The following is a 13,759-nucleotide window of genomic DNA, read 5'->3' as shown; positions in this document are numbered from 1 at the left end:
ATGTCACAAAATATTGAGAACTTAGCAGTTACAGCAATTCGAACTTTATCAATCGATGCCATCAATGCGGCAAATTCCGGGCACCCAGGTCTCCCAATGGGGGCAGCACCAATGGCATATGCATTATGGGCGAACCATTTGAATCACAATCCTGAAAATCCAAAATGGTTTAACCGTGACCGATTCGTTTTATCTGCCGGACATGGGTCTAGTTTATTGTACAGCTTGCTTCATTTGTCCGGTTATAATGTCACAATGGATGATTTAAAGAATTTCAGAAAATTGAACAGCAGAACGCCAGGGCATCCTGAATTTGGCCACACATCAGGTGTTGAAGCGACAACAGGTCCTTTAGGCCAAGGTATTGCCAACGCAGTAGGGATGGCAATGGCGGAAGCTCATATAGCGGCAAAGTTTAATAAAGAAGGGCACCCTGTTATTGATCACTATACGTATGCATTAGTCGGCGACGGTGACCTAATGGAAGGTATTTCTTATGAGGCGATGTCAATGGCCGGGCATATGAAACTTGATAAGTTGATAGTCTTGTACGATTCAAATGATATCTCCCTTGATGGGGAATTGAATGTTTCCTTTTCTGAAGATATCAAGAAAAGAGTGGAATCTGCACACTGGAACTATTTAAGAGTGGAAGACGGTAATGACATTGAAGCCATTTCAAAGGCAATCGAAATGGCAAAACAAAATACCGGTCAACCTAGTCTGATTGAAATCAGAACGATTATCGGTTATGGAAGCCCTAAGGTTGCCGGAACAAATAAAGCACACGGTGCACCACTTGGAGCAGAAGAAGGAAAGGTAACAAAAAAGGCCTATAACTGGCTGTATGAAGAAGATTTCTATGTACCTGATGAAGTCAAAGCACATTTTGAACAATTAAAGGGTAAGGGAATCGATACTGAACAAAGCTGGAATAACTTATTCCAGTCTTATAAGCAAGCATATCCAGAATTAGCAGAGCAATTATCCCATGCCATTGATGGAAAAGTGCTGATCGATGCGAAAGATATCTTAACCTTTGATACAGGAAAGGCCGTGTCAACCCGTGTTGCCAGCGGGGAAGCAATCAACCATTTTGTAAATAAAGTTCCAGCTATTTTTGGCGGCAGTGCTGACCTATCCCATTCTACAATGACCGAAATTAAAGGAGAGCAAATTTACGCAGTTGAGTCTTATAGTGCTCGCAATGTTTACTTTGGTGTACGTGAACATGCGATGGGTGCTGCAGCAAACGGGATGGCTTATCATGGAGGATTAAAGCCTTTTGTAAGTACATTCTTTGTATTCAACGATTATCTTCGTCCGTCGATCCGTTTGGCAGCATTATCAAAGCTTCCTGTCATCTATGTATTTACACATGATTCGATTGCCGTAGGGGAAGATGGTCCTACGCATGAGCCAATTGAACAATTGGCAGCCTTACGCGCGATACCTGGATTAACTGTCATAAGACCGTCTGACGCAAATGAAACGGCAAGCGCCTGGGCATATGCACTTCAGCAAACAGAAGGCCCAGTGGCATTGATTTTAAGCCGCCAAAACCTGCCGGTATATAACAAAACAAAAGCGAATCTGGATAATATTTCTAAAGGAGCTTATATACTGACTGAAACAACTTCGACACCAAATGTAATATTATTGGCTACAGGTTCCGAAGTCTCATTGGCTGTAAACGCAAAAACGGAACTCGAAAAGGAAAATATATCTGTTCGGATCGTTGCAATTCCAAGCTGGGAATTGTTCAACCAACAATCCTCAGAATATAAAGAATTTGTACTGCCTTCTTCTATTACTAAACGCGTCGCCATTGAAATGGGAATCTCCCTAGGATGGGAACGCTTCGTTGGCTTCGAAGGAAAAATACTATCCATTGAAACCTTCGGTGCATCAGGAGAGGGTAATGCAGTTATGAAACAGTTTGGATTTACTACTGAAAATGTGGTTCAAATAACGAAAAGTGTTCTAAATCAATCGTAAGTAGCAATGGAAAGTGCAAAATAATCAATAAAATTGTTACCGTTATTGGAGGAAAATAATATGAAGGTTGGATTAATAGGGTTAGGTAAAATGGGTTTAAATTTAGGAAAAAATTTAATGGATCATCATCACGATGTCGTTGCATTCGATGTAAATTCTAAAGCTGTAGAAGAAATAAAAAGTTATGGAGCTGCAGGTGTATCAAGTTATGAGGAACTTATTCAATCATTAGAAAAACCAAGAATTCTTTGGATAATGGTTCCACATGGCGTGGTTGATTCTGTTATTGGTGAAATCAGGCCGTTCCTAGAAAAAGGGGATATTGTCATTGAAGCCGGTAACTCCCATTATAAAGAATCAATTCGCCGTCACAACGAATTGAAAGAATTAGGCATGAGCTTTATGGATGCAGGCACTTCAGGCGGAATGGAAGGCGCCCGTAATGGGGCATGTTATATGGTTGGCGGCGATCCTGAAGCATGGGAAGTCGTTGAACCGATCTTCCGGGACACAGCAGTTGAAAATGGGTACCTATATGCAGGCAAAGCAGGAAGCGGTCACTTCTTAAAGATGGTTCATAATGGAATTGAATATGGAATGATGGCTGCCATTGGTGAAGGATTTGAAGTGCTTGAAAAAAGTGAATTTGATTACGATTACGAAAAGGTAGCAAAAGTATGGAATAATGGCTCCGTCATTCGTTCTTGGCTGATGGAATTGACAGAAAATGCTTTTTCTAAGGATACAAAATTGGATGAAATTAAAGGAATCATGCATTCTTCCGGTGAAGGAAAATGGACTATCGAAGCTGCCCTGGATCTTCAAGCTGCCATTCCAGTCATTGCTATGTCTCTATTGATGCGATATCGGTCACAAGAAAATGATACCTTTACAGGAAAGGTCGTAGCTGCATTAAGAAATGAATTTGGCGGACATGCAGTTGAAAAAAATAAATAAGGAAACTTTATTCATTTAAATTGGAGGAAAAAACATCATGAAATTTTTTATTGATACTGCAAATTTAGACGATATCAAAAAAGCGTACAAAATCGGAGTTCTATCCGGTGTTACGACTAACCCATCACTAGTGGCAAAAGAAGGCGTAAAATTTGAAGACCGGATTGCAGAAATCTTAAATGCCGTACCTGAAGTGGAATCCGTATCTGCCGAAGTGACTCCCAACGCTTTAACAGCTGAACAAATGATCGCAGAGGCAAATGAACTCCTTAAAATTAATGGCGGGGATAAAAATATTACAATAAAACTTCCAATGACATTAGATGGATTGGAAGCATGCAGATATCTTACAAAAAAAGGTGTAAAAACGAATGTTACCCTTATATTCAGCGTAAACCAGGCACTTTTGGCGGCACGCGCAGGAGCAACCTATGTTTCACCATTCTTGGGCCGGTTGGATGATATTAGTGAAGATGGTGTACAACTCGTAACACGGATTGCAGAATTGTTCCGTGTGCAAAATTTAGGTTCACAAATTATCGCAGCTTCTGTCCGCCACCCGGACCATGTAACCCGTGTGGCATTGGCTGGAGCACATATTTCAACGATACCATTCAACGTAATTGAGCAATTGTCTAAACACCCATTGACAGATCAAGGAATTGAAAAATTTGCAGCTGACTGGAAAAATGCACTATAAAAATTAGTGAGCCCAGAGAGCGTTAGAAATTTTCAAAAATACATGATGAATTTTCTAACGCTCTTAAAATGACATTTAAGATAAGGGAGAAAAATAAAATGACGATTTCTTTTGATTATACCAACGCACTCTCATTTATGCAGCAGAATGAAGTCGACAACCTTAGCGAATTTGTAAAAACCGCCCATCATATGCTTCACGAGAAGAAAGGCCCCGGTTCTGATTTTCTAGGCTGGGTCAATCTGCCGAATGACTATGATAAAGAAGAATTTGCAAGAATTAAAACAGCAGCAGAGAGAATTCGCAGTAATTCTGATGCATTAATCGTTATCGGAATTGGCGGTTCTTATCTTGGGGCAAGAGCAGCAATTGAAGCCCTTTCCCATACCTTCCATAACCAAATGGGCAACACGACACAAATTTATTTTGCCGGTCAAAATATTAGTGCTACGTATATTTCCCATTTGCTTGATGTAATAAAAGACAAAGATATTTCCGTAAATGTGATCTCCAAATCAGGAACTACAACAGAGCCAGCGATTGCTTTCCGCATCTTCCGAGACTATATGGAGAAAAAGTATGGGAAAGAAGAGGCTCGAAAACGGATTTATGCAACAACCGATCGCTCAAAAGGGGCTTTAAAAACGCTTGCTGATGGAGAGGGATATGAATCTTTTGTCATTCCTGATGATGTAGGGGGAAGATACTCAGTATTAACCGCAGTGGGTCTACTACCTATAGCTGTGTCCGGTCTCAATATTGACAAAATGATGGAAGGGGCGGCTGCTGCTGCAGACAAGTATAATAATCCGGACTTGGCTACAAACCAAAGCTATCAATACGCGGCTGTGAGAAATGCACTATATCGGAAGGGAAAATCCATCGAACTTCTTGTAAACTTTGAACCATCCCTTCATTTTGTGTCTGAATGGTGGAAGCAGCTCTTCGGAGAAAGTGAAGGGAAGGATCAAAAAGGGCTCTATCCTGCTTCTGTCGATTTTACAACGGATCTTCATTCTATGGGGCAATATGTGCAGGAAGGTCGTCGCGATTTAATTGAAACAGTTCTGTCGGTTCATAGGACTAAAATCGATATAACCATTGAAGAAGAGGAATCTAACCTCGATGGATTGAATTATCTAACCGGAAAAACAATGGACTATGTCAACAAAAATGCTTCCCAAGGAACCGTATTGGCTCATGTAGATGGAGGAGTGCCAAACTTTTCTGTCGAGCTGGATGAATTAAACGAATTTACTTTTGGAGAAATGGTTTACTTCTTCGAAAAAGCATGTGGAATTAGTGGTTTATTAATGGGAGTAAACCCATTTGATCAACCAGGAGTGGAAGCATATAAAAAGAATATGTTTGCACTGCTTGGCAAACCGGGATATGAAGCAGAAAAAGAGAAATTGTTAAAACGGATTTCTAAATAATTTCATCAAACAAACACCCTTATCTTACTGTTTTATCAGTCAAGTTAAGGGTGTGATTTCATTAAAGAGCACTAAAAAATATGTGCTGCTTCCTTTGCGGTAATAATGGCTTTATCTTTGATTTCTTGCGCTCTTTCTGGAAATCGAAGGTGTCCTTCTATGATAATTTTTTCCAAGTTTTGCACTCCAAAAAAATTCATCATGACTTCAAGATATCGATGCCCCATTTCCAATTCCGCTTCCAGCCCCTCAGAATATATATCTCCCCGAGCTTGAATATGTATAGCCTTCTTTCCAATTAATAGGCCCATAGATCCTTGTTTGGAATATTTAAAAGTTTTACCTGATACTGCTACAGCATCAAGATAGGTCTTCATGATGGCTGGGACAGAAAAATTCCACATTGGGGTAACAAATACATATTTATCTGATAATATGAATTGTCCACCGAGTTCGGCTAATCGTCCAACCTTAGACCTTTCCATGGATGATAATTGCTCAAATGATTTACCTGTCTGAAGTTTTTCCCAGCCATTAAATACATCTGTATCAAGATAGGGGATGTCAGCTTTATATAAATCAAGGTGGACAATTTCATCCTGAGGATGAAACTCCTTATAAGAATCGATAAATGCGTTTCCAACTGTTAAGCTAAATGACCGTTCGGGGTCAAGAGGATGTGCTGTAATATAAAGAACATTTGCCAAAAATCTCATCCTGCCTTTCCTAAATTAACCGGTAATCGTTATGTGAGTAAATAACCTTATGAAATCTTATTAGTTATTTTCTTTCATCCAGTTCGTTGCCCACTGACTAATAGGGCCAAGAATTTTCCCTAACTCGTGTCCTTTTTTTGTTAATAAATACTCTGTTCTTACAGGGCGTTCAGGTATAACATGACGTAATACAATTCCATGCTCTTCTAATTCTTTCATTCTTTCTGTCAACACTCGTTTACTTAAGTCAGGTATAATGGAGTGAATTTCACTAAATCGCTTTGGGCCGCTTGATAATACATATATAATTAACCCTGTCCATCTTTTTCCTATTAATTCAAAGGATTTTTCAACCTCTGGTTGAAGGTTTTCCTGTTCTTCCACTAAATATTTTACCCTCCTTAATGAATACACATATTTTATTTCTTATGAACTTATTGTAACCAATTAAGGTTGGTTAAAAAGGTTATTAATCAAATTTTTGTAATGTTAATAAGGGAAGTTTACATAAAATCAAAGATTTTAGTATAGAAGGTGAGGAAAATCTAAAGAAATTTATAATGAAGTTAAGAGGAATAATCAATGGGGAAAAGCACTTTTATTATTTTAGCTTTTCCCCAAACGAATCTATATTAAATAATAAATGATATAACTCAAGCTATTATTTTCCTTTGTATTGCAAATTTAACATCTTCATAAGTGACTTTTAATAATTTTTCTAGTATTGCTTCTTTTTCTTTTAATTTACTTATTTCTTTTTCAAAAATTCCATTTTCCGTTTTGAGATTACGGATCATTGTCATAACTAACTGTTTAAAGTTAAGCGATTCAATTAATAAATAATTAATTAATTCTTTTGCAGCATCCTTTTCCTCATCATTTTTAGAGGCAAAAATACTTTGTTGATCGGGTCCAAATATGATCATTGATTGTAAATCCTCAGTAATTCGTATACCAAAGTATGCTTTTTTAGTTCCATAATATTCATTAGCCCTTATCCGAATTAATTCTAAGCCAACCATAATTTCATAATAAGGATAGGTTTTATCAGGATATTGGATACTGCTTATTTCAATGTTTGTATTTTGATCAATGTATATTTCTTTTTCTGACTTAGTTTGGATAACTTTGGATTCTAATAAGTTCACTTTAATTACCTCACTTTTTATCTTTATTATATAACATAGCAAATAACTAAAAATAACATGTGTATAAAAAGTAACTTGGTTACATTTATATTGTAGTTGAAATGGGTCATAAAATCAATATGTAATTTTAGAGTCATAATTATCATAATCTGCCAACAAGCAATAGTATGATATGAAAAAATTCTTTTTAAACATAAACAATATTGTTGAATTAACTTCTAAATTATATTATTATTTCGAATTAAAATTATCTAAAAGCGCTACATATTCAAGCTCATGGCGGTTTTTATTCAGAAGGTCCTGCAGCTCAAATGGAAATGGGACATCGTTATCTAAATGTCATGATGCAATTCTTCGGAGTTCCTTCTTTTGAAGGTTTATTTGTAGAAGGACATAACGCAATGCCAGATAAAGCACAAGAAATTAAAGAAAATGCAATTGCAAGAGCAAAAGATTTGGCTCATAATTTTTAATTGATTGGAAAATTATTAGCATAGCAAATTTATTTAAGAGTCAACAAAATTGTTGACTCTTATTTTTTTGATTGAATATTAAGATAGGGCTTAATTACGTTCCGATTAAAAGTGCATTAGCTAAAGTGTGTGAAATTTATTTTCAGTCCGATACAAAAATTGACTGGATAAAAGGAATATCGAGTTAATCTTAACCGGTACCTATTAGCTAACTGTGCCTAACATAAGGTTGCAAGTCCGCGTTCTCTTAATTCTCCTCGTTACCAAAAATAAAACGTAGATGATGTAGTAGTAATAGTCCCATTAGGACAAGCTAAATAGCAAAATGGAATAATACATAACCTGAATAGATAAAGGAAGGTGACTTTCAGATGAGAAAGGAAGAAGTGATAAAGCAATTTACAACTCCTTTGGATGCAGGGGTGTTCATGGACTTCACTTAGAAATTGTGGAAAGAGAAGAAGGGGAACTCAATACATGGACTTTCGGAGGGGTAACTCCTGAAGTTGCTATCAAAGGGTTCGGCGGCGCAACTCTTTTATCTGCACAACCTAACAAAACCGGGGAATTGTTAGAAAAAGTAATGGGACTTGAATTTATCGGAAAAGAAGGAGATTTCGCTCGGTATCGTTCTTCTGCAGATATCGGAAATATTATTGACCTAAAATTAACCCCTATTGGACGCGGTCAAATGGGTGTAGGAACCGTACACCACATTGCATGGCGGGCTAAAGATGACCAGGATCAAATGGATTGGAAGAGATTTGGAGAGAGAAATGGATATGGAGTAACCCCGGTAAGGGACAGAAACTACTTTAATGCGATTTACTTTAGAGAACATGGAGAAATTCTATTTGAAATTGCAACGGATCCACCAGGATTCGCTCATGATGAAACACACGCAACAATGGGAGAAAAATTGATGTTGCCTTCACAATATGAACCTCATAGAGGACAAATTGAGCGCGCATTGTTTCCGTTTGAAGTGAGAGAATTAAACTAATTCACGAAAAGGAATGATTGCTATGCTTTCCATAGACCCAGCCGCAAATACCGAAAGAGAAAATTATAAATTTTTAATAGGAAGCATTATACCTAGACCGATCGCTTTCGTCACAACGATTTCGAAAGGTGGTATTTTGAATGGTGCACCATTCAGTTATTTTAATATTGTTACAGCTAATCCGCCAATGATATCATTAGCGATTCAACGGCCAGAAGGAAGACAGAAGGATACAGCGAGAAACATCATCGAGGCCAATTAATTTGTTGTCCATATTGTGGATGAACAAAATGTTAAAAAAGTAAATAAAACAGCGGCAATCCTGCCTCCAGATCAGAGTGAGATTGAGTTAGCAAATTTAACTCCCATTGAAAGCATAAAGATTTCTGTTCCAGGAGTAGAGGAAGCAAAAATCCGAATGGAATGTGTTTTAGAACACTCCTTAGAATTAGGAGGATTGGAATCACCTGGCTGTGATCTAATTATCGGAAAAGTGGTTCAATTTCATATTGATAATGAAATTTATGAAAAGGGAAGAATAAACCCTAGGGGCTTAGCTGCTGTAAGCCGATTAGCTGGTAATAATTATGCAAAAATTGGAGAGATTTTTGAAATAGAAAGACCAAAATAGCTTCTTGTAAATCCTTTTCTTCTGCAAGATGTGGGATATCATCCGACAGAAACTCTTGACCGCACCTGCTTTAAAGCTTTATTTTTATGAGGGTATTTCCGTTGATGAACCTGTCGCTGAACTTGTAACAAAAGAATTAAATGAATTTGTACGAAGCATAACAAAAAAATGTTTCTGACGGAAATAACAGCCAAAGAGGTAGTTCTGCAGTAAAAATGGATAAAGAAGTTTAAAATGAGAAATTATTAAAATTGAATTTTGAATATTGATATTAACCAATAATAGAATGAGCAGGAGATGATTACATGACAGGATCGAAGGATTTTTATACCGCAGTAGAGGGTCGACGTACCTTTTATGGAATTAGTAGTGAACCAGTTGTATCTGATGATAGAATTCAAGAAGTAATAAAGCATGCTGTAAAGCATACCCCATCAGAATTTAACACTCAAGCCCAAAGAGTAGTTCTTTTATTAGGAGAACATCACACTAACTTGTGGAATATTACAACTGAAACGTTGAGGAAAATCGTTCCAGCTGAAAAGTTTGCTCCTACTGAAGAAAAAATGAATGCCTTTGGCAGTGGATATGGAACCGTATTATTTTTTGAAGAAATGGCAGTAATTGAATCTTATCAAAAACAATTTTCATCATATGCCGAAAATTTCCCTGTTTGGGCTCAACAATCTAATGGGATGCTTCAATATGTAGTGTGGACCTCGCTGGAACTCGAAGGGTTTGGTGCTTCATTACAACACTATAATCCACTTATTGACGATGAAGTTAAAAAGAAATGGGGAATTCCAAGTAGTTGGAAAATGATAGCCCAAATGCCATTTGGTAAGCCGACTGCATCACCTAAAGAGAAGCAGTTCCAGCCAATAGAAAATCGTGTTAAAGTATTTAAATAGAATTAAGGCTCTTTTAAAATTGCCTGTTGATTGGTGAGAAAGAAGTTCACATGTGGGGTGCAATGAAATAACTAATCGGATTCCATTCCGATTAGTTTTTTTATTTGTCGTAATTTATTTTGGCATGGGTGGGACAAATTACCAACCATCAAAATGACTTGTAGAAGCGCATCAGCAAAATGTCCAGTAACAGTTACTGAATGCTCAAAAAAGCAAATAGAAAACAACATAACGAATCGTAAAATCATTCGATTATATTATTTGTGGTAAAAAATATGAGGAAAGGTGTAAAACTTAGGATTGAAATTAAAAGCAAGGGCAACATATATTTGAATTTCTAATAAAGTTCTAATTTTATTATTTTCTAAATGAAAAGGAGATTGGCAATATGTCTAATGTAAATCTTGCAATCATCTTATATAGTTCAACAGGCACAAATTATCAGTTAGCACAATGGGCTGCTGAGGGGGCGAAGGAAGCTGGAGCAGAGGTTAAAATATTAACAGTTCCAGAATTAGCTCCTCAAACCGTAATTGATGCTAACCCTGCATGGAAAAACTACCATGAGGAAGTTGCAATATGCATTCCAACAGTATCACTTAGTGATTTAGAATGGGTAGACGCAATTATTTTCAGTGTTCCAACTCGTTTTGGTAATATGCCATCACAGATGAAACAGTTTCTAGACACAACAGGTGGTTTATGGTTTAATGGGAAACTGGTTAATAAAGTGGTAAGTGCGATGACATCCGCACAAAACCGACATGGCGGACAAGAAGCAACCATATTATCGCTATATACAACGATGCATCATTGGGGAGCGATTATTGCAACTCCAGGATATACTGATCAAGTGATATTTGGAGCTGGAGGAAACCCATATGGAACAAGTGTTACTGTTGATCAGAATGGGAAAATGGTTGAGGAGTATTCTGCCGTTCAAGCTGCCGTTAAGCATCAGGCAAAACGTACAGTTACAATAGCAGAATGGATAAAAAAAGCTAATCAATAAATAATTACCGAGTTACTTCGTTGGAGTAAAATATTAAAATTACATATGCTATTAATTGAGGTTGAGCTCAATTATAACCAGTTTGGACCTCAAAGAATGCTTTGAAAGTGTTCGTTAATTTTTATTGATTATCACCAGTATCATCTAATTAGATGTTTTTATTATTACATACTGTCTTATAAAAGGTACCATTTCGAAATTTTTTTAATTGAATTAATTAAAGCAAATAAAGCAAGAAATATCTAAGGAGCCTATCAGTATGGGATCCTTTTTTATATGTCTATAATGGATTGATTTGGATTAATTTACCATTTTATATTAACAGAGCAACTAACTAATACTATTTTTATTATGATCAAATAGCAGCATCTCCCTGGTTTAGATATCTTGATAAAAATGGAACTAGACATGAAGTATGGTTTGAAGACCCCCGCAGTCTTCTTGCGAAATTCCGGCTAGTTAAGGAATATGGATTAGGAGGGTTAGGTTGCTGGCATTTAGGTACCTCTATGCCACAAACAGAGGAGATATTACTAATTGAATTTAATGTTCAATAGTGCTACAGGATAAAAATGTAAATGGAGGGATCCATGCATGGACAGTAATAATTGTGACTTTTCGCCTATGAAACAACATTTACTAGATGGTATTCAACACCTGATTCTTCTGCTGCAATCAAATTTAGACGTACTTGGTACCGAAAATTATTGTGTACTGGGAAGTCTCGAGGACGTTAAACAACATCTAATTGAAATTGAATCAATGGCTGCCTCATTTTACTTAAATTGTTATTTATCATCTTTTACTGACACTTATGAAGATTTATCCACTTCTGTGCAGAATCTTTCGAGACAAAGACATGGTGCCTTGATTGTAGTTCAACGTGTTGATTCAGTTGAGACAATGATTCAAAAAGGAACGACAATAGGAGCATCAGTAACACCTAAATTATTGGAATCCATCTTTTACCCAGGGAACCCATTGCATGATGGGGCGGTTTTAATCAGGGGAAACAAAGTGGTTTCTGCAGCAAATGTCCTTCCTTTAACAACAAAGAATATAGAGGGTAAAAAACTGGGGACACGTCACAGAGCAGCTCTTGGAATATCAGAAAGAAGCGACGCACTTACATTAGTGGTTTCCGAAGAAACGGGCAAAATTTCATTTGCCTTAGACGGAAACCTATATCCTATTAATACTAAACAGCCCATTGTTTTTTAAGGTCATAAACTAAGAAATAGCCTGTTTCAAAACAATATGAGGTATTAATATAATAGAAAATTTATTTTTGGAGGATTCCTATGATAGTGAAACTTTTGTTTTTCTTCATTTCAGTTAGTGTGGTTTTAATGACTCCCATTTTCGCTTGTGCTCAAGTCATCTATGAAGTGAAACCTGGTGATAGCCTCACCAAAATTTCCAATCAATACAAAATAGACGAAGAGGGGCTAGCTAAGCTAAACGGTTTAGCTAAGAATACTCAACTAGTCCTTGGACAGGCAATGATGATACCTGGTTCGACTTATATTGTTCAGCAAGGTGAAAGTATATGGGAGATCGCTAACCGTCACGCAATTAGTGAAATAGCATTAATGAGACAAAATCATTTAAAGAGTCGGGTAATTGTCCCTGGTCAGAAATTAAGTATTCCCAGACCGCCAAAAATGAATATTTGGACTGGAACTTATTTTGTTCCAAAAGATAAGAATTCAAATGCTTGGATGCTGAATAACTATAAGAAGACTCTTACTAGTATTTTCGTGTTTGAGTATCGGTCCGATGAACAAGGAAATATCATTGAAACACCAGAAAACCAGGCGCATAAGATTGCTTGGAAAGAAAATCTTCCACCTTTTGCCACACTTACAAATTTAAGTGAAAAGGGGTTTGATCCTAACCTTACTCATCGATTAATAAGTACGCCATGGTTACGACAAAAATTAGTCAATAATATATATTCCCTTTTAGATAGTCACGATTACAAAGGAGTAGTTATTGACTTTGAACAGGTAAAAACAAAAGATCGGGCTAACCTTAACCAGTTTATTAAGGAATTAGCTTCAAAACTTCATCCAGCAGGAATGGAAGTTATGATGGCTGTTCCACCAAAAGAAGGTGATCAAATGCCCTCTTATTCAGCAGGTTATGATTATCGAACGCTTGGAAAATACCTGGATAAAATGTTTTTGATGACTTATGATTGGCATTGGCCTGGAGGTCCTTCTGGTCCAATTGCACCGATAGACAGAGTAAAAGCTACACTTAATTATTCAGTTTCTGTTGTGGATAAATCAAAGTTAATGCTTGGAATTCCTCAATATGCATACGATTGGGTTATAGGAACTAATAAGCGTTCGGGCTCTGCTTATTCCACTCAACATGCCATTGATTTATACACTGGATATCAAAGTCCGATTCACTATAATGAGAGTGCTGCTGCACCTTGGTTCCGTTATGTTGACAATAAAGGAAACCTACACGAAGTGTGGTTTGAAGACCCCCGCAGCTTACTGGTTAAGTTCCGTCTAGTTCGACAATATGGACTAGCTGGAATGGGGTGCTGGCATTTAGGTCTAACCATGCCTCAAACAGAAAAAATGTTACTTGAGGAATTCAATGTGCATTAATATTGTTACACCTTAATATCATTCTGTTCCAGGGGACTTAAAATTGCTATTGACTGGTTTTCAAGAGTAGACCAATAAATTGTAAAAAAACCTGTTATTCATGCAGAACGGTCTCCTGGTGTTTTTATTAGCAATCCTTTGTAAGAT

The 13,759-nt window shown here is 36.9% G+C and carries 11 protein-coding genes and 3 pseudogenes; 11 read left to right on the top strand and 3 right to left on the bottom strand.

The window, feature by feature from the left end; all coding sequences use genetic code 11:
- The 4 genes from tkt to KW850_RS28400 all read left to right on the top strand — a co-directional run bounded on the left by tkt (position 1) and on the right by KW850_RS28400 (position 5,091).
- Positions 1-1,998, top strand: a complete 1,998-nt coding sequence (gene tkt / locus KW850_RS28415) for a transketolase (RefSeq protein ID WP_218351060.1) — start codon at positions 1-3, stop codon at positions 1,996-1,998.
- A 60-nt stretch (positions 1,999-2,058) separates the two neighbouring features.
- Complete coding sequence (gnd, locus tag KW850_RS28410) at positions 2,059-2,955, top strand: phosphogluconate dehydrogenase (NAD(+)-dependent, decarboxylating) (protein WP_098934459.1); 897 nt, start codon at positions 2,059-2,061, stop codon at positions 2,953-2,955.
- A gap of 37 nt (positions 2,956-2,992) precedes the next feature.
- Complete coding sequence (fsa, locus tag KW850_RS28405; protein ID WP_218351059.1) at positions 2,993-3,655, top strand: fructose-6-phosphate aldolase; 663 nt, start codon at positions 2,993-2,995, stop codon at positions 3,653-3,655.
- Between the two features lie 98 nt (positions 3,656-3,753).
- Positions 3,754-5,091 (top strand): glucose-6-phosphate isomerase, encoded by a 1,338-nt coding sequence (locus KW850_RS28400; RefSeq protein WP_218351058.1) that lies wholly within the window; start codon positions 3,754-3,756, stop codon positions 5,089-5,091.
- 71 nt (positions 5,092-5,162) lie between these two features.
- On the opposite strand, the gene KW850_RS28395 is transcribed toward KW850_RS28400, so the two are convergent.
- From KW850_RS28395 to KW850_RS28385, 3 genes are all read right to left on the bottom strand, one after another.
- Entirely contained in the window at positions 5,163-5,798 is a 636-nt protein-coding gene (locus KW850_RS28395) for an FMN-dependent NADH-azoreductase (protein ID WP_218351057.1), read from the bottom strand.
- Positions 5,799-5,867: 69 nt separating this feature from the next.
- Positions 5,868-6,191: a winged helix-turn-helix transcriptional regulator gene (locus tag KW850_RS28390; RefSeq protein WP_098934462.1), complete on the bottom strand. Its 324-nt coding sequence runs from the start codon at positions 6,189-6,191 to the stop codon at positions 5,868-5,870.
- Between the two features lie 269 nt (positions 6,192-6,460).
- Complete coding sequence (locus tag KW850_RS28385) at positions 6,461-6,955, bottom strand: hypothetical protein (RefSeq protein ID WP_218351056.1); 495 nt, start codon at positions 6,953-6,955, stop codon at positions 6,461-6,463.
- Positions 6,956-7,209: 254 nt separating this feature from the next.
- On the opposite strand from KW850_RS28385, the pseudogene KW850_RS28380 reads away from it, so the two are divergent.
- The 7 genes and pseudogenes from KW850_RS28380 to KW850_RS28350 form a co-directional block, all read left to right on the top strand.
- Positions 7,210-7,428, top strand: a pseudogene (locus tag KW850_RS28380) (NAD(P)H-dependent oxidoreductase); the annotation flags it as partial.
- Positions 7,429-7,855: 427 nt separating this feature from the next.
- Positions 7,856-8,431 (top strand): annotated as a pseudogene (locus KW850_RS28375) (VOC family protein); the annotation flags it as partial.
- Between the two features lie 22 nt (positions 8,432-8,453).
- Positions 8,454-9,062 (top strand): annotated as a pseudogene (locus KW850_RS28370) (flavin reductase family protein).
- A 305-nt stretch (positions 9,063-9,367) separates the two neighbouring features.
- Complete coding sequence (locus KW850_RS28365) at positions 9,368-9,973, top strand: nitroreductase family protein (protein ID WP_218351055.1); 606 nt, start codon at positions 9,368-9,370, stop codon at positions 9,971-9,973.
- Between the two features lie 388 nt (positions 9,974-10,361).
- A complete protein-coding gene (gene wrbA, locus KW850_RS28360; protein WP_218351054.1) occupies positions 10,362-10,985 on the top strand; it encodes an NAD(P)H:quinone oxidoreductase in 624 nt (207 codons plus the stop codon).
- Positions 10,986-11,579: 594 nt separating this feature from the next.
- A complete protein-coding gene (cdaS, locus tag KW850_RS28355) occupies positions 11,580-12,206 on the top strand; it encodes a sporulation-specific diadenylate cyclase CdaS (protein WP_218351053.1) in 627 nt (208 codons plus the stop codon).
- A gap of 80 nt (positions 12,207-12,286) precedes the next feature.
- Positions 12,287-13,612 (top strand): glycoside hydrolase family 18 protein, encoded by a 1,326-nt coding sequence (locus tag KW850_RS28350; RefSeq protein ID WP_218351052.1) that lies wholly within the window; start codon positions 12,287-12,289, stop codon positions 13,610-13,612.
- Positions 13,613-13,759: the final 147 nt, after the last annotated feature.

Source organism: Bacillus sp. sid0103 (assembly GCF_019219025.1).
This window is presented reverse-complemented; position numbering and strand designations above follow the sequence as displayed.